This window comes from Pseudomonas sp. L7, from assembly GCF_046605565.1.
In the GTDB taxonomy this organism is placed as follows: Bacteria; Pseudomonadota; Gammaproteobacteria; order Pseudomonadales; family Pseudomonadaceae; genus Aquipseudomonas; species Aquipseudomonas wayambapalatensis.
This window is the reverse complement of the sequence record NZ_CP176784.1, coordinates 876970-893519: the sequence shown is the minus strand read 5'-3', so window position 1 is coordinate 893519 and position 16550 is coordinate 876970. Positions and strand designations below refer to the sequence as shown.

Here is a 16550-nt window from a genome sequence, read left to right as displayed (position 1 = left end):
GACGTTTGGCCAGTCAACATGCATCGACGAAAATAAATGAGGTGGAATCTCATTCTCGTCCGGCCTGAAGGAACAAAGCCCGAAAAGTGGTCTCCCCCAACCTTCAGGAGCGCTTCATGATTCGCCCGTGTTCCCCCCGCAACGACAGGCTGCGCAATGCCATCCACGCCGCTGCCTTCGGCCTGGGCCTTGCCAGCGCCACGCTCTCGGCCCAAGCTTTCGCCGCCCCGGCAGGCCAAAACCAGCAGCTCGCCTGGAACATCCCGGCCGGCCCGTTGGCCCCAGCGCTGGACCAGATGGCCCGCCAGGGCGGCCTGAACCTGTCGTTCGACGCGAACAGCCTCCAGGGCAAGACCACCCGTGGCGTGCAAGGCAGCTACGACAGCGCCCAGGCCCTGTCGATTTTGCTGCAGGGCAGCAACGTGCAAGTTCAGCAACAGAGCGACAAGAGCTTCATGCTGATCCCGGCGCTGGACGTCGGTGATGCACTCGAGCTTGGCGCCACCAGCATTTCCAGCGACCGCCTGGGCGAGACCACCGAGAACACCGGTTCTTACACCACCGGCGCGGTGACCATCGGCAAGACTCCGCAAAGCATCCGCCGCACCCCGCAATCGGTGACCGTGGTCACCCGCCAGCGCATCGACGACCAGAACATCACCAACCTCACCAACCTGCTCGAGCAGACCCCGGGCGTGGTGGTCAACCTGACCGACAGCGAGCGCGTGCAGTATTACTCGCGCGGCTACTCGATCGACGCCATCCAGTACGACGGCGCCACCGTGGTGCAGAGCAGCGGCGGCGGCTCGTTCATCCAGAGCGACTCGGCGATCATCGACCGCGCCGAGATCCTGCGCGGGGCCACCGGCATGCTGCGCGGGGCGGGCAACCCTTCGGGCACGGTGAACCTGGTGCGCAAGCGCCCGACCTACGAATACCAGGGCAGCGGCAGCATTACCCTGGGCACCTGGAACGCCCAGCGCTATGTCGCCGACATCTCCGGGCCATTGACCGAAACCGGCAACGTGCGTGGGCGGATCATCGCCGTGCACGACGACAAGGACCACTTCCAGGAGTCGCGCCAGGAACGCAAGGACGTGCTGTACGGCGTACTGGCCTTCGACCTGAATGACAGCACCACCCTCACCACCGGCCTTGAATGGACCAAGCTCGACGCCACCGGCGCCTGGGGCAACCTGCCCGCCAACTACGACGGCTCGCCGCTGCCGTTTGGCCGCAGCACCTACCTGGGTGCCGACTGGAACCGCTGGAACCGCAGCAACCTGCAAACCTTCGCCGAGCTCGAACATCGTTTCGACAACGACTGGAAGCTCAAGCTGATGGCACAACGCACCCACTTCGAGTTGGCCGACGATGGTTTCAAGCAGACCTACTTCACCCGGGCCACCGGCGCCGCCAACCCCACCAACAACCCGTACCTGATGAGCTACCAGGTCACCGAAGGCGATGGCGGCGAGAGCCTGCAGAACAACCTGAGCGCGACCCTCAATGGCCCGTTCGACCTGCTGGGCCGCACCCACGAGCTGATGCTGGGCGTCGAGCGCATCCGCAACGATTCCTACGCCTCGGCCACCAACAACGTTCAGTCGGGGGTGTTCGACATCCGCAACTGGGACCCCAAGACCAGCCTGGCCAACCCGCCTATCAACATCCTCGCCCACCCGGTGCGCACCCGCACCACCCAGGAAGGCGCCTACGCCACCTGGCGCATTTCCCTGGCCGACCCGCTCACCGCGATCATCGGCGCGCGCACCAACTGGTACGACTATGAGCAGGAAAACAACAACCGCTCCAACGGCAAGTTCAGTGTCGACAACGAAGTGGTGCCCTACGCGGCGCTGATCTATGACCTCAACGACAACTTCAGCACCTACGTCAGCTATACCGAGATCTTCAACCCGCAGACCGCCACCGACGCCACTGGCTCGGTGCTCGCGCCGGTCACCGGCGAGGCCTACGAGACTGGCATCAAGGGCGAGTTCTATGACGGACGGCTGAATACCTCGCTGGCGTTCTTCCGCATCTATCAGGTCGGCAACCCGCTGGACGACATCAGCGGGCCAAATCCCTGCCCACCCAACTACACCAGTGGCTACTGCAAGGTTGCGGCAGGCAAGAACCGCAGCCAGGGCTTCGAACTGGAGATTTCCGGCGAAGTGCTGCCGGGCTGGAACGTGACCGGTGGCTACACCTACAACACCACCGAGTACCTGAAGGACACCACCAGCAACACCGGCAATGCGATCCGCACCACCGACCCCAAGCGCATGCTGCGGCTGTTCACCAGCTACCGCCTGCCGGGTGAGCTGGACGCCTGGACCATTGGTGGTGGCGTGCAGGCCCAGAGCGACATCTACAACCGCAGCGGCACTGCGGTCGCCACGCAGTCGGGGTATGCGGTGTACAACGCGATGGTCAACTACCGTTTCAACGACCACTACTCGTTGCAGGTCAACGCCAACAACATCTTCGACAAGCAGTACTACCGCCAGGTGGCACCGACACCGACCGGCTACTACTGGGGCGATCCGCGCAATGTGTCGGTGACCTTGCGCGGGAGCTTCTGATCGCCTCGACCTGAATGGGCCTGTTCGCGGCGGTTCGCCGTCCCGACTTGCCCGCCAAGAAGCCTCACTGGCCCGGGCTGGCTTCCACAGAAACCCGCCCGGCCCGCCGCCAGGCCTGCCGTGCAAAGCACACGAACAACCCTGCCATCACCGCCATTGCCATGGGCAAGCCGTGCGGCGCGACGTCCATTGCCGCGCCGCTGACCAGCGGACCGACCAGGCTACCTACACCCCAAAGCAAGCCGACGCTGGCGTTGGCCGTCACCAGGTCCTTGCCCTTGAAGCGCTGCCCGATCAGCACCAGCGCCAAGGTATAGATCCCCCCTGCCACGGCCCCGAGCACCACCAGCAACGGCCACAGCAGCCAGGTCACCTGCAACAGCCACGGCAAGGCGATACCGATCGCCATCGCCACCAGCCCGCACGCCAGGTGCAGCCCGGTGCGCTCCACCCGGTCCGCCAGCCAGCCCAGCGGCAACTGGAACAGCATGTCGCCAGCGAACACCACCGTCACCATCAGCGCAGCCACGCCTATGGCGAAGCCATGGCTGGTGGCATACACCGGCAACAACGACAGCACCACGGCGTCGAAGAACGAGAAGAACAGCACCGCCACGCACAGGGCCGGGGCAACACGGAAGAAGCCGCCCAGGGTGAAGCTCTTGTCGTCTTCCTCGCCATGCTCGACATAATCGTTCGGCACCGTGAGCAGGATGCACAGCAACGCCAGGCCATAGCAGGCGGTGACCACACCCGTCACCCAGGGGCTGTTGGCACCGACCAGCGCCAGCATCGCCGGACCCAGCACCTGGAAGCCGGTGAAACTGGTGGCGTACAGGGCCATGATCTTGCCGCGGTTGTGCTCCGGGCACAGTTCGTTGACCCACGACTCACCCAGGATGATCGCGATGCCCATGCCGATCCCCAGCGCCAGGCGCAGCAGCGCCAGCAACCAGATCGAGGCGAACGACCACTCCAGCAGGCCGATGCTCAGGGCGCAGAGGCTGAAGCACAGCAGGTAGATGGTGCGCCGGGTGAGGTGCCGGCAGCAGGCATCGACCATGAACGCCGAGAGCATCATGCCTGCGGCCGGAATGGCCGAGACGATGCCGATTTCCAGGGTGCCCGCCCCCGCCTCGTGCAGACGCAACGACACCAGCGGCAGGCTGGCCCCCAGGCTGAAGCCCACCACCGACACGGCGAACAGAAGGCCCGCCAGCAAACGCATGTTCATGTACCACTCCACTGAAAAAGACGTGCAAACGCAGGCGCCCGCGGCCACGCCGAGGCGGCGCAGCAGACAGGGGCGCTGATCAGTTCAGTGCGCGGTGTGTGGCGAGAAGGTGAAGGCGAACAGGACGCTGCGCCGGCGCTTGAGCACCGTGTCGCTCGGCCACGCGCGACGCGCTGTCGGGGCGACAGGCAGGCATGTGTGGCTGAGGGGGTGTGGGCGGCGCATTGCTGGAATCGCAGGGAAAAATGAAGGAGGCGGCACTCTAGGCCAGGGCTGATCGTTCAGTCAACTGGAGAGCCCCTTTCGCGGGCGAACCCGCGAAAGGGGCGCAGCAGGTGCCGGGGGCTCAACGCTTGCCGGTAGACGGCAGGAACACCGCCAGCAACCCGAACAACGGCAGGAACGAGCACAGCCCGTACACGTACTCGATCCCGCGCAGGTCGGCCAGATAACCCAGCAGCGCGGCACCGATCCCGCCGAACCCGAACATCAGCCCGAAGAAGATGCCCGCGATCATGCCGACGTTCCCCGGCACCAGCTCCTGGGCATACACCACGATCGCCGAGAACGCCGAGGCGAGGATGAAGCCGATCACCAGGCTCAGCACCGTGGTCCAGAACAGGTCGGCGTAGGGCAGCGCCAGGGTGAACGGTGCCACGCCCAGGATCGAGAACCAGATCACCGCCTTGCGCCCGATACGGTCACCGATCGGCCCTCCGAAGAAAGTGCCCGCCGCCACCGCGCCGAGGAACAGGAACAGGTGCAGTTGCGAGCTGGCCACCGACAGGTCGAACTTCTCGATCAGGTAGAACGTGAAGTAGCTGGTGAAGCTGGCCATGTAGAAGTACTTGGAGAACACCAGCAGCCCCAGCACGATCAACGCGGCGAGCACGCGCTGGCGCGACAGGCCATGGGTGGCGGCACCGGCCTTGCGCGCCTTGAACTGGTTCAGGTGATCCTTGTACCAGCGGCGCAGCAGCAAGGTCACACCGAAGAAGAACAACGCCGCCAGGCCGAACCAGGCGACGTGGGTCTGGCCGAACGGGATGACGATCGCCGCCGCCAGCAGCGGGCCGAAGGCCGAGCCGGCGTTGCCCCCTACCTGGAACGTCGACTGGGCCAGGCCGAAGCGTCCGCCGGAGGCCAGGCGGGCGATGCGCGAGGTTTCCGGGTGGAAGGTCGACGAGCCGATCCCCACCAGCGCCGAGGCCAGCAGGATCATCGGGAAACTGCCGACGAACGCCAGCATGACGATACCCACCAAGGTACACAGCGTGCCCAGCGGCAGCAGGTTCGGCGTCGGCCGCTTGTCGGTATAGAAGCCGACCCATGGCTGCAGCAGCGAGGCGGTCACCTGGAAGGTCAGGGTGATCAGGCCAATCTGGGCGAAGCTCAGGTCGTAGTTGGCCTTGAGCATCGGATAGATCGCCGGCAACACCGACTGGATCAGGTCGTTGATCAGGTGCGCAAGTGCGCAGAAGGTGATGATCCGCATCACCAGCGGGCTGCTGCCGGAAGTCGGCGTTGCACTGCTGGTCGTGGGGCTGGACGAGGTACTGCTGATGGCCATGGGCTCGACATCCGTGCTCAGGTTGGGATCCGATTATTAGAAACATCCCGATACGAAGCCACCCTTAATTTGTTTTTTCCATGCGCTCGCCGAAAGTTTTTTAGTGCCTGTGAGATCGAGCGCCGCCCGCGCGGCGCTTCGCGGGCAAGCCCGCTCCTACAGTTTGTTTCGGGCCAGTTATGCCTGTGCTATAGGCGCTCGACGCCTGGTGTGTACGACTCGGTAACGCGCCGTGCGCCAAAGGGGGGGCGCGAAAATGCCACAGGATTCATTGGCCCGAAACAAATGTAGGAGCGGGCTTGCCCGCGAAGCGCCGCGCGGGCGGCGCTCGATCTCATAGGCACTAAAAAACTTTCGGCAAGCACCTCTCAGCCCTCACGCAATCACATGCGAACACCTTGAAAGACATGCCTGAAAAAAGCGCAAAGACGCTTAAACCACAAGACCACCCATCGCCCACTCACTTGCAAATGGTTCTCACTATATTTAGCATCCTCAGCTCATTCCCTCCGCAAACACAGGGCACACCGCCCTTCTCGCGAGCAGACCGATCCCATGAACCCGATGCCCGCCGTGCAGTTCGATCACGACCCCCAACGCGAAGCACTGGAATGGTTCGCCCGCCTGCGCCAGCCGGGCGGTGACGAGCGGCAGCGCAAGGCCTTCGCGCTATGGTGCCAGGATCCGGACAATGCCCGCGCTTTTGCGGCGCTGGAAAGCCGCTGGCAGCAACTGCAGAGCCCGCCTGCGCGGCTGCGACCGCGGGAGGTGGCGGTACGTCGCAGTCACTGGGGCAAGGCACTGGGGGCGTTGTTCCTGTTGCTGCTGGCCGCGCTGGCCTACCTCTATTGGCCATTGATGCAGCGCCTGGGCAGCGAGCTGCACACCGCTGCAGGCGAGCGCCGCAGCCTGCGCCTGGCGGACGGTTCGACCCTGCATCTGGACAGCGCCAGCGCCATGAACGTTGACCTGCGCAGCCGCACCCGGCAACTGCAACTGGTGCAGGGCCAGGTGTACCTTGAAGTGATGCTCGATGGGCGTGCGCTGGAGGTGCAGGTGGACGCCGCGCGGATCCAGGTGTTCGGCACCCGCCTGATGATCGCCCGCAACAGCGACTACGACGAACTGGTGGTACTCAGCGGCAAGGCCATGGTCAGCCAGGGCGGCGACCAGCGCATGGTGTCGGCGGGCGAGCGGGTCAGGTTCAACCCGGTGCGTATCGATGCGGTGGAAAAGGCCGACATCAAGACTGCCGATGCCTGGCGCAGCGGGCAACTGGTCGCCCGGGACATGCCGTTGCAGCAAGTGCTGGAGCGGCTAGCCAGCTACCAAGGGCAGCGGGTGTGGCTGATGGACGAGCAAACTGCTTATCGGCGCATCAGCGGTGATTTCAACCTCGACCGCGCAGGCGAAACCCTCGACAGGCTCGCCGCCGCCCAACAATTGCGGGTCAACAACCTGCTCGGGCAGTGGCTGATCGTCCGCTGAAGCGGGCCTTCCGGCTAAGTTTTTGAAAGCGTGTAGATTTTTTTTGAAATGAGTGTTGACAGAGGGTCATCACAAGAGAATAATGCGCGCCATTGGCTACATAGCTCAGTTGGTTAGAGCATAGCATTCATAATGCTGGGGTCCGGGGTTCAAGTCCCTGTGTAGCCACCAAATACGAAAAGGGCTTACCGCAAGGTAGGCCCTTTTTTTCTTTGCCCTCGAGAATCCCCTTCAGCGTATTCCCGCCATGGCGACGGCCACCCCCAGGCCAATCAATGCCACGCCGATCACCCGATCCACCACGATCTGTCGTTCGATCATCGCCTTGCGCAGCCCGGTGCTGGAGAAAAACACCGCCACCAGGCTGAACCACGCCCAATGGGCCAACGACATGAAGGCACCATAGCCCAGGTTTATCGCCAGTTCGCTGCCCGGCTTTACCACCTGCGTGTAGGCGCTGATCACGAACAGCATGGTCTTGGGGTTCAGTGCGTTGGTGAGAAAGCCCGTGCGCAGGGCCGCGAATGCGCCCCTCGCATTCGCCGGCTTCTGGCTGTCGAGCCGGATGCGCTGAGTATTGGTCAGCGACTTGTACCCCAGGTAGACCAGATACCCCGCCCCCAGGGTTTTCATCAGCACGAACAGCGTCGGGCTGCGGCTGATGAGCACCGCGATGCCGAACAGTGTGTACAACACATGCACCTGAACCCCCAGGGCGATCCCCAGCGCTGCCGCCAATCCGGCCCGACGCCCTTGTGCATAACTGCTGCGAGTGACCATGGCGAAGTCGGCGCCGGGGCTGATGACAGCCAGGAGGGTGAACAGGGCAACGGCGATCAGTTCGGTCATGCAGGAGGCCTCGATAGGTGACGTCAGTACACAGGAGGGACGATTATCGAAGGCGCTGGCACGAGTAAAAATCGATTTTATCGCGGCTTTATCTGCTAGTTTTCATCACCTATTCTTTGACGCACATGGCTTGTTCACGCCAGCCACTCCAGCGGCAGCCCGGAACAGACAGCGGACTCCCCCATGAAACTCCCCCACCTCACCGCCCTGCGCTACTTCGACAGTGCCGCTCGCAGCGAAAGCTTCGTGCGCGCCGCCGAGCAACTGCACGTCACCCATGGCGCGGTCAGCCGCCAGGTCCGCCTGCTCGAAGAGGGCCTGGGGATCGAACTGTTCGAACGCCGCAACCGCGCAGTCTTTCTCACCGCCGCCGGTCGCACCCTGTTCGACACTACGCAAACGATCTTCGAACAGCTCGCCAGCACGGTGCAGCGCCTTCAGGAACACGCCCAGGACAACGTCCTGGTGCTGTCGTGCGAGCCCACCCTCGCCATGCGCTGGCTGATCCCGCGCCTGCCGGACTTCCATGCCCGCCACCCGGACCTGCAATTGCACCTGGTGGCCGCGGGCGGCCCGGTCGACTTCACCCGCGGCGGTATCGACCTGGCATTACGCCGTGACGACTTCCGCTGGGATCGCCAACTGCACAGCCTGAAGATCTGCGCGGAATGGATCGGCCCGGTCGTCCGCGCGGGCGCGCCCACAACGCTCGATGGCCAGCGTCTGCTGCACAGCCACACCCGCACCACAGCCTGGAACACCTGGCTGAGCCTGAGCGGCAACAGCGTCACCCATATGGAACGCAGCGACTACGAGCATTTCTATCTGTCAATCCAGGCCGCCAGTGCCGGGCTGGGCATGGCCATCGCCTCGGCCCTGATGGTTGGCGATGAACTACACAGCGGCCAGTTGCAGGCGCCCTACGGATTTATGCGCGACGGCTCGGCCTATCATCTGCTCAGCCCCCAGCCCCTGGACGATGACAGCAAGCGCCAGCGCTTCGCCGAATGGGTCTTGTGCCAGTGCCAGGGCAGTCTCGATCACCTGGGCCTGGCACAGAACGACGAACCTGCGCTGCCGTCGCCACCCCAGGTGCGGTAGCCCGCGGTATCGAGATGGATACGGCCTGAAGGGTAGCGCCCCAGCCCCATGTTCCAGGCCTGTCCGTGCTGCTGCCAGAAGACGCACAGCGGATTGGGATCGGCCCAGTCGGGCAGCAACAGGTCGACAGCGAAGGCGCGGGTATGGGCGCTGCCCACCGCGCCCCCGGCACAGGCGTTGAGCTTGGGGTCGCGGTAGGCGGATACCACCTCGAACCGGCGCAGGATGCCCTGCTCATCGAGGGTGCGGATCAGGGCCAGGGTCGAGCGCACCGCCGGCCATTGCGCGGTGGGCGCCACGGCGAACGGGGAGGCGCGGCACAGACGCCAGTCCGACGCCGAGCGCAGCAACTGGTGGATCGGCACCACTCCGTACAACCGCGCATCCACCAGCATCTGGCGAAACGCGCGGGTCTCGTGATCGCCCGCCCAATGGGCGAACATCCGCACATCACGCTCATCGGCGCAGACCTCTGTCATCGCCAAAAGCGACGTCGCCAACAGCCATGTTCCGACGCTTTTCATCCCCCACCTCTTCATCCAGTATGAGCAGCCCGCCGATCCTGGCGGCCACTGACAAGGAGTTAAGCATGCAAAAGATGGCTGTATCGGGCCTGGCCGCCCTCGCCTTCAGCGGCCTGGCACTGGCGGATGCTCAGGTCGACCTGGGCGATGCGCAACGGGTCACCCGCCTGTTCGCCTTCCCCAACAACTGCCACGTGATCTGCTTTCGCGACTGGACGCTGGAACAGACCGTCGAGCACTACCTGACCCAGAGCGTACGCCGCGACGGCTATGCCAACGCCCAGGTACAGGTGCGTCGCGACAACGACAGGCTGCATGCCCATATCAGCGACGTTCCGCCCAGCTATGCCGAGCCGTTGCGCAAGCTGCTCGACAGCGGCGAGCTGGCCTACCAGGGCGCCACGCGCCTGAACAACGATGGCAAGTGGGCCTACGACTGGTACCTGTTCCTGCCACTGGGGATGGCCCTGGAAAATCGCCGCAGCATCGAGCTGTTGCACTTCCCGCCGGATTATTCGCTGACCCAGGCCCAGGACTACCTGCGCTCCAACACCACCGATCGCTGGGCACAGCTGCTGACCTTCAACGGTGTCGAGGCCAGCCAGACCCCGGCCTACCAGACCATCGTCGACATCGCCCCGATCGCCGCGCCCGCCAGCGCCGGCAAGGACCTGGAAGGCACCTACAGCTACTTCGCCGACTATCAGACGCGCATGGTCAAGGAGATGACCCTGCGCCACGACGCCAAGCCCCTGCCAATGGTGGCCTTCGGCGCCCCGGTGCGCAGCTGGATCCAGCAGCAGTACGGGCCGAAGGTCAATGTGCTGGGGCTGGTCAGCATCAGCCCTGAAGCCGGCACCCAGGTACCGGTGCTGGGCGCCAACCACCCGAGCGCGATCTGGTATGCGGCCGACAAGAACAACACCGGCGGAGATCAGGACAAGGCGGACGCTGCGGGCCTGAAGATGATGGGCCAGGACCTGAGCGCCGCCTGCTGGCAGGCCGGCATGGGCCGCAACCCGCAGGCGGACGCCAAGCTGACGCTGCAGGCCTGCTCGAACAAATGGCAGGTAACCCAGAAAAAACAGACCTGCGAACTGTTCTACCGCACCATCCGCGACATGACCCCGGAGCAGGCTGCGGCCAAGTGCAACACCGGCACCGTGACCCGCAGCCTGAGGGACTTGCGCAAACCCGTGGAGATCACGGCGCCGCAGGGCTGACAGGCGTCGTCTAGACCCTGAAGGCCCCGATCAGCCGCTTCAACTCCACCACCTGGCTCGACAGCGCGCGGCTGGCGTCCTCCGTCTGGCAGGCACCCTGAGTGGTGTCCTGCGCCGCGCGGTTGATCGCCACGATGTTCTGGTCGATGTCATGGGCCACGGCCGTCTGCTGCTCGACGGCCGCGGCGATCTGCTGGTTCTGCTCGACGATGCCACCCACCGCGCCCAGGATATTGGCCAGTGCCTGTTGCACCTGCCGCGCCTCATCCACGGTCCCCGCCGCCATCTGGTGGCTGCTGCCCATGGCGCGCACCGCAGCACCAACCCCCTCCTGCAGGCGCTGGATCATCTGCGCGATTTCCTCGGTGGAGTCCTGGGTGCGGCGTGCCAAGGTACGTACTTCATCGGCAACCACGGCAAAGCCCCTGCCCTGCTCGCCCGCACGCGCCGCCTCGATGGCCGCGTTCAGGGCCAGCAGGTTGGTCTGCTCGGCAATACTGCGGATCACTTCCAGTACCCGGCCGATGGCCTGGCTGTCGCCGACCAATTGGTTGACCGCAGCCACCGTCTGGTCGATCTCGCCGGCCAGGCGAGCAATGCTGTCCTGTTGGTGCGCCACCAGGCTACGCCCGTTGGCACTCTCGCGGTTGACCTGCTGCGCGCCATCGGCGGCCAGCGCCGCGCTGCGGGCCACCTCCTGGGCGGTGGCGCTCATCTGGTTCATGGCCGTGGCCACCTGCTCGATCTGTTCGCGCTGGCCACTCACGGCCTGGTTGCTGCGTGTCGACACCGACAGCACCTGCCCGGCCTGCTCCTCGACGGTCGCCACGGTACGCCCGACCTGCTCGATCAGCCCCCGGATGCGTCGTACGGTCTCGTTGAAGCCCTGGCCCAGCTCGCCCAGCTCATCCTGGCTGCGTACCTCGAAGCTGACCGTCATATCGCCACCGGCCACCCTGTCCATGGCCGCGCCAAGATTGCCGAGGGTGCGCCGGGTCGACACATAGAAACCGCTGTAGAGATAGAGGATCGACAGGAACACGCTGGCCAGCGCCGCAACCAACGCGATCATGTGCAAGCGGTGCTCGTCCAGGCGCGCCTGCAATTGCTGCTGGAGGTGGGCGACCACTGCGTCGTTGAGCCGGTAGGTTTCGCCCATCAGGGCACTGACCTGCTCGTAGAACGCAGGCCAGGGTGCGTCGAGGGTTTCGGCCACCACGACCTGTTCCTCGAACAGCGCCGCAGCCCGGCGCACCGTTGCCTGGCTGAGCTGGGCCTGCGTACCGAGGCTGGCCTTGGCCTCGGCATCGGCTGCCAAGGCGTCGTCCACTCGCAGGGCGTAGTCAGCCGACAGACGCTCCAGGCGTTGCAGCAAGTCTTCGAAACGGGCACTCCCCGCCGAATCGATGAAACCGCGGCCCAGGGCAACGGCGCCGATGGCCCGTCCTTCGCCGAGCATCTGGGTGACCTGTGCGGTGCTGGCACCGATCAGGTCGCTCAACTGGCGTACCGATGCCTGGTTGTCCTGGGTCAACCCCGTCTGGCTGGCCACCAGCTTGCCCAGCACCTGGGCCTGGGCCAGCAGCTTGTCGAACAGTGCGGTCTTGTTTTGCAGGGAGGTTTCGGCACGAGCCCTGGCGAAGGCGTCGGCCAGCTCGACGCGCTTGGCTTCGAGTTGCGGATCCTGGCTCGCCAGGGCCTGGAGCTGGGCCTGGACCTTGTCCTCAAGAGCATCGATACGCGCTTCGACATCCCCTGCCTGGCCCGACTGACCGAGCACGGCGTTGATCTGCAGGAGATTGCCCAGGCTTTCGAGATCGCCCCGCAGGCTAAGGCTGCCAGCCACGGGGCCAAGGCCGTTCAGCTCGACGCCTGTGACATGGAACTGGCGATAGGCATCGCGAACCAGGTAGAAGCTGGTGACCAGCATGGGCAGAAAGAACAGGACGCTGATCAGGCTGAACTTCATGCCGAAGCTCAGCCGGTTCATCAACGCGATGGCCGGATGGAGCAGGCGCTTCATGGGTCACCTCCTTGGATTTTTATTGTTCTGCGGGGTAGCACAAGGCCATAACTGGCCGAGGCTCTGTATAGCGCAGAATCAATCCAAGGTTTGTAACTTAAGGTTAAGCAGCCTCGCCGCTCACCTCAGAGCAGCACCGTCCACAGTGCAAACACCGCATACCACAGCACCGCGCTGCGCAGCAGCAGCTCCCACAGGCTGTCCAGGCGCGCCAGCGCGCTCTGCGCCTCTTCTTCCTCGGGAATGTCATCGGCCACCCGCCCGACACGGGCGATCAACTGCCCGGCGCTGATGTGCCAGTTGAGCACTTCGTGCAGCATCACCCGGGTCACCGAAACGAAGTTGCCGACCAGCGCGAAGCTCAGCGCCAGCACCCGCACCGGCAGCCAGTCCATGGCATGGCGCAGCTGCGCCGCGCGCTCCTTGAGCGCCGGTTGACGGCTGTTCGCCGCACTCAGCGCCAGCAAGCGATACCCCAGCGCTGCGGCCGGACCGAGCAGGAAGTACCAGAAAATCACGGCAAAGAAGCTCTGGTACGCCTGCCACACCAGGTTGCCCTGCACCCGTGCCAGCAGGTCGCGCGGATCGTATGCCGCCAGGCCCAGGTCGCGCTCGGCCACATGCAGCGCCGCCTGTTCATCACCCCGACGCCAGGCATCGCGGAACGGGCCGAGCGCCGCCTTGGCATCACCGCGCCCAAGGCTGTAGATCAGCACCAGCAGGTGCACCGGCAGTGCCAGCAGGCCGTAGGCCACCGGCTGCAACACGTGCAGCAGCAACGCCAGCACCACCACCGGAGCCAACACCAGGATCGCCAGGCTCCACCAGGGGTGCACCTTGCCGCTGCGTTCCAGACGCACCAACTCCCCCAGGAAGAATCCGTCACGTTGCAAGCGATGGCGCAGGGACGAGAACTGCTCGACCCACAACACCAGTACCAACACCAGGAAACTCATGCCTTGTCCTCGTTCAGCGCGGCGCGGTAGCGGGGCCAGTCGAAGGCCGGCCCGGGATCGGTCTTGCGCCCCGGCGCGATATGGTCGTGGCCCTGGATGCGTTCGGGACCGATCGCAGGCCAGCGGCTGCGGATCTGCCGCGTCAGTTGTTGCAGGGCGGTGTACTGGGCATCGGTGTAGGGCATATCGTCGGTGCCTTCGAGCTCGATGCCGATGGAAAAGTCATTGCATCCCTCGCGCCCGTCGAAGCACGACACCCCGGCATGCCAGGCGCGGTCGAACAACGACACGAACTGGGTGACCGCGCCATCGCGCTCGACGAACAGGTGCGCCGACACAGTCAGGTGCTGGATGCTTTCGAAGTAGGGATGCTCGGCCGGATCAAGCCGGTTCTGGAAGAACTGCTGAACCTTGCCCGTGCCGAAACAGGCCGGCGGCAGGCTGATGTTGTGGATCACCAGCAGGGAAATCGCCTCGCCGTCGGGGCGGGCGTTGAAGTTCGGCGACGGGCAGTGAGTGACACCGGAGAACCAGCCAGTGGCGCGGTCCAATTGCATGGGCAGATCCTGAAAAACGCCGGATACGAGGCTTCAGTATGCCCCGCCAACCGCGCGCTTGCATGTAAATGATTGTTGGCGCCTCAACGTACCTGGGCGATGCGCAGGCTGTCGAGCACTGCATCCAGGGCGCGTTCGAACAGCAGCCCGTCGTCCAGCACCCGTGCCTCGCCACGGTGCAGGGCAAGGGCCAGGCCGATGCTGTTCCACTCGCGCACCTTCATGCCGGTGCGGTTGGCGAAGACCAGCCGATCACTGCTGTCGATACGCGCCACCAGCTTGCAGCGCAGCGGCTCGTCCTCGTCGCTGAGCTCGATCCAGGTGCCCAGGCGCAGACGCTGGACCTGGCGCAGTTGCGGGCTGTGTTCGTCCAGCACCGGCATCAGGCCACCTGCCGACTCCTCGGCGACGGCCAGGACGATGTCCGACTCGACCCGCACATCGTCAGACTCGTCCTGCCAGTGGCCAGGCTCGGCACAGGCGCGCAGGTGCAGACGCTCCAGTTGCAGGAAGAACTCGCGCAGCGCGGCCGAGTCCAGTGCCACCCCCGCCAGCCCATCGCGCAACGCCTTGAGCAGGCCCGGCACCTGTTCGAGCAGGGCCTGGCGCGCTTGCGCCCCCGGGTGCGGGGCGATGCTGGCCAGCAGCGCGTCCATGGTCGCCAGACCATCGATCCAGGCCGCCGATGCCTCGCCCTGCTTGAGCCAGGCCAGCAGCAGCACCTGGCTCCAGGAGTCCACCAGCATCTGCACCACCACCCGCGGCAATACGCGCCCGCGCAGGCGTTGGTTGAGCGCGTGCTGGACCTGCTGGCGTGCCTGCAGCGTCCGCGCCCGGCCCTCTTCGGCATCGCGGGTGCGCTGCTCCAGCAGCTCGTTGCGCCGGCGCTCTTCAGTGCTGAAGAGCAGGAACTCGTCGAGCACCTCGGCGAACAGCCGAGCATCGTCGGTGAAATCGCTGAGCAGCCGCAGGACGATACGCTCCACCCGCGCCTGCAGCCCTTCACCCGCCCCTTCCCAACCGATGGCCATGGCGGCGATTTCGTTGAGCAGGCGGCGCGCCGGATGGCTGGCACGGCTGAACAGGCTCTTGTCGAGCAGGGCGACCTTGAGCAGAGGGATGTGCAGGCGTCCAAGCAGGGCACGCAGGGGCGGCGGCAGGTTATCGTCGCGCTCGATGTAATCGAACAGCAGGCCGACCAGGTTGATCATGTCCTCGTCAGCGGTGACCAGGCGGCGGCGCGTGCCACTGCGAACGCTGACCCGCAGCAACAGTTGCTCGAGCTGCTGGCCCAGGTCGAAGTCGTCGGCCTCGAACGGCCCAGGCACGTAGTGCTGAAGGTGGGTGAGCAGGCGCAGCAGGTCGGCGCTACCGATCGGCTGCGCCGTCGAGACACTCTGCAAGCGCGGCGCCAGCCTGCCACGTACCGGTGCCAGCAGGCCTTCCAGCGAGGCGAAGTACGCCTGGCCGGCGCTGTCCGCACCAATGTCTTCACCCGCGATCAACGAGGCCTGGGTGCGGCGTGCGGCCAGGCTGCGGTCCTCGGCTCGCCGGCGCGGGGCGGGGGCAAGTTCGCCAAGCACGCCCGCCGCGGCCAGTAGCTGGTTGGCCTCGCCATAGAGCAGGTCGACGTCGCGCAGCACATAGCGCTCGAACAGCTTGAGCAGGACCAGCTTGACCTTGAGGTCTACCCCCAGGCTGCGTCCGGCGTCCAGAAAGTAGCCACACAGGCACGCAGGCCCCAGCGGATTGCAGCGCGCATCCAGGGGGATTTCGAGCAGGGCGGCGAGGCGCTGGCCGAGTTGCTCGAGGGCAAAGCCGTCGCGCGCCAGCACGCGCTCGACCATGGCCCCAACGGCCAGGGTTCGTTCGCGCTGGGCCTTGCCGACGGGCAGGTCGATACTGCCCAGCGCGCCTAGCGGGTCGGCCTGGCCGATGCGGCTGAAGGTGTCGTGGAAGGTGTCGAGGAAGGCCCGCTCGATGCTCTTGCGCTTGAGACGCAAGTCGCGCATGGCTTCGAAATAGAGGTGTTGCTGATCGCCAGCGCAGGCCTTGTCGGCCATTTCGAAGAGGGTGTCGTCAGCGTTGTCGAACAGGGCACGCAGCCCCTGGCGCAGGTGCAGTGCAGCTTTGTCACGCACTTGCAGGAGCACGACGGGAAGGCAAGGCAAGGGCGTACGCACCCCTCTGTCGATGGCGGCCACCAAGGGCCCCATCTTGCCTTCTTCATGCATCCCGAACTCCTTGCAGGGTATTGGTCGACTGGCGAGGAAACATCGTCAAAGCTATGACGCCAAATACAAGGCGCCATTATCAGTGAAAAAGATGAAAGCTGCCAACACGCCATTTACAGGACGCGACCAGGCGCACACTTCCCGACTGCAGGGTCGACGGCTGTACACCGCGCCCCCCTGCCCTATAATCGCCGGCATCTAGC

At 65.0% G+C, this 16550-nt stretch carries 12 protein-coding genes and 1 tRNA gene; 5 read left to right on the top strand and 8 right to left on the bottom strand.

From position 1 onward, the window contains the following. The first annotated feature begins 116 nt into the window (after positions 1 to 116). Complete coding sequence (locus ACK3BK_RS04250; RefSeq protein ID WP_411383790.1) at positions 117 to 2588, top strand: TonB-dependent siderophore receptor; 2472 nt, start codon at positions 117 to 119, stop codon at positions 2586 to 2588. A gap of 64 nt (positions 2589 to 2652) precedes the next feature. On the opposite strand, the gene ACK3BK_RS04245 is transcribed toward ACK3BK_RS04250, so the two are convergent. Then, positions 2653 to 3822, bottom strand: a complete 1170-nt coding sequence (locus tag ACK3BK_RS04245) for an MFS transporter (RefSeq protein WP_411383789.1) — start codon at positions 3820 to 3822, stop codon at positions 2653 to 2655. A 346-nt stretch (positions 3823 to 4168) separates the two neighbouring features. Beyond that, positions 4169 to 5392 carry an MFS transporter gene (locus ACK3BK_RS04240; RefSeq protein ID WP_186667626.1) on the bottom strand — a complete coding sequence of 408 codons (1224 nt, stop codon included), beginning with the start codon at positions 5390 to 5392 and terminating at the stop codon, positions 4169 to 4171. A 555-nt stretch (positions 5393 to 5947) separates the two neighbouring features. Here ACK3BK_RS04240 and ACK3BK_RS04235 point away from each other — a divergent pair. Both ACK3BK_RS04235 and ACK3BK_RS04230 read left to right on the top strand, forming a co-directional pair. Then, on the top strand, positions 5948 to 6880 hold the full coding sequence (locus ACK3BK_RS04235; RefSeq protein ID WP_411383788.1) for a FecR family protein: 933 nt from the start codon (positions 5948 to 5950) through the stop codon (positions 6878 to 6880). Positions 6881 to 6974: 94 nt separating this feature from the next. After that, positions 6975 to 7051: transfer RNA gene (locus ACK3BK_RS04230), tRNA-Met, on the top strand. Between the two features lie 60 nt (positions 7052 to 7111). Here ACK3BK_RS04230 and ACK3BK_RS04225 read toward each other — a convergent pair. Then, positions 7112 to 7729, bottom strand: a complete 618-nt coding sequence (locus ACK3BK_RS04225; protein WP_411383787.1) for a LysE family translocator — start codon at positions 7727 to 7729, stop codon at positions 7112 to 7114. Positions 7730 to 7912: 183 nt separating this feature from the next. On the opposite strand from ACK3BK_RS04225, the gene ACK3BK_RS04220 reads away from it, so the two are divergent. Then, positions 7913 to 8830: a LysR substrate-binding domain-containing protein gene (locus ACK3BK_RS04220; RefSeq protein ID WP_411383786.1), complete on the top strand. Its 918-nt coding sequence runs from the start codon at positions 7913 to 7915 to the stop codon at positions 8828 to 8830. Here ACK3BK_RS04220 and ACK3BK_RS04215 read toward each other — a convergent pair. After that, positions 8770 to 9354 carry a peptidase M15 gene (locus ACK3BK_RS04215; protein WP_411383785.1) on the bottom strand — a complete coding sequence of 195 codons (585 nt, stop codon included), beginning with the start codon at positions 9352 to 9354 and terminating at the stop codon, positions 8770 to 8772. The genes ACK3BK_RS04220 and ACK3BK_RS04215 overlap by 61 nt on opposite strands. Before the next feature lie 65 nt (positions 9355 to 9419). Here ACK3BK_RS04215 and ACK3BK_RS04210 point away from each other — a divergent pair, with 65 nt between their 5' ends. Then, positions 9420 to 10577: a hypothetical protein gene (locus ACK3BK_RS04210; protein WP_186709415.1), complete on the top strand. Its 1158-nt coding sequence runs from the start codon at positions 9420 to 9422 to the stop codon at positions 10575 to 10577. A 10-nt stretch (positions 10578 to 10587) separates the two neighbouring features. On the opposite strand, the gene ACK3BK_RS04205 is transcribed toward ACK3BK_RS04210, so the two are convergent. The 4 genes from ACK3BK_RS04205 to ACK3BK_RS04190 all read right to left on the bottom strand — a co-directional run bounded on the left by ACK3BK_RS04205 (position 10588) and on the right by ACK3BK_RS04190 (position 16347). Beyond that, the gene (locus ACK3BK_RS04205) at positions 10588 to 11292 is read right to left on the bottom strand and encodes a methyl-accepting chemotaxis protein (RefSeq protein WP_411384439.1); all 705 of its coding nucleotides are present in this window, start codon (positions 11290 to 11292) and stop codon (positions 10588 to 10590) included. Between the two features lie 1433 nt (positions 11293 to 12725). After that, on the bottom strand, positions 12726 to 13556 hold the full coding sequence (gene ampE, locus ACK3BK_RS04200; RefSeq protein WP_411383784.1) for a regulatory signaling modulator protein AmpE: 831 nt from the start codon (positions 13554 to 13556) through the stop codon (positions 12726 to 12728). Then, positions 13553 to 14113: a 1,6-anhydro-N-acetylmuramyl-L-alanine amidase AmpD gene (gene ampD, locus ACK3BK_RS04195; RefSeq protein WP_186709418.1), complete on the bottom strand. Its 561-nt coding sequence runs from the start codon at positions 14111 to 14113 to the stop codon at positions 13553 to 13555. The genes ampE and ampD overlap by 4 nt, the downstream gene beginning before the upstream one ends. An 83-nt stretch (positions 14114 to 14196) precedes the next feature. Further along, entirely contained in the window at positions 14197 to 16347 is a 2151-nt protein-coding gene (locus ACK3BK_RS04190) for a DUF1631 domain-containing protein (RefSeq protein WP_411383783.1), read from the bottom strand. Between the last annotated feature and the right edge of the window lie 203 nt (positions 16348 to 16550).

Coding starts and splice junctions, on each gene's coding strand:
- ACK3BK_RS04190 (WP_411383783.1), bottom strand. CDS start 16,347: ATGCATGAAGAAGGCAAGATGGGGCCCTTGGTGGCCGCCATCGACAGA.
- ACK3BK_RS04245 (WP_411383789.1), bottom strand. CDS start 3,822: ATGAACATGCGTTTGCTGGCGGGCCTTCTGTTCGCCGTGTCGGTGGTG.
- ampD (WP_186709418.1), bottom strand. CDS start 14,113: ATGCAATTGGACCGCGCCACTGGCTGGTTCTCCGGTGTCACTCACTGC.
- ACK3BK_RS04250 (WP_411383790.1), top strand. CDS start 117: ATGATTCGCCCGTGTTCCCCCCGCAACGACAGGCTGCGCAATGCCATC.
- ACK3BK_RS04225 (WP_411383787.1), bottom strand. CDS start 7,729: ATGACCGAACTGATCGCCGTTGCCCTGTTCACCCTCCTGGCTGTCATC.
- ACK3BK_RS04215 (WP_411383785.1), bottom strand. CDS start 9,354: ATGAAAAGCGTCGGAACATGGCTGTTGGCGACGTCGCTTTTGGCGATG.
- ampE (WP_411383784.1), bottom strand. CDS start 13,556: ATGAGTTTCCTGGTGTTGGTACTGGTGTTGTGGGTCGAGCAGTTCTCG.
- ACK3BK_RS04235 (WP_411383788.1), top strand. CDS start 5,948: ATGAACCCGATGCCCGCCGTGCAGTTCGATCACGACCCCCAACGCGAA.
- ACK3BK_RS04240 (WP_186667626.1), bottom strand. CDS start 5,392: ATGGCCATCAGCAGTACCTCGTCCAGCCCCACGACCAGCAGTGCAACG.
- ACK3BK_RS04220 (WP_411383786.1), top strand. CDS start 7,913: ATGAAACTCCCCCACCTCACCGCCCTGCGCTACTTCGACAGTGCCGCT.
- ACK3BK_RS04210 (WP_186709415.1), top strand. CDS start 9,420: ATGCAAAAGATGGCTGTATCGGGCCTGGCCGCCCTCGCCTTCAGCGGC.
- ACK3BK_RS04205 (WP_411384439.1), bottom strand. CDS start 11,292: ATGAGCGCCACCGCCCAGGAGGTGGCCCGCAGCGCGGCGCTGGCCGCC.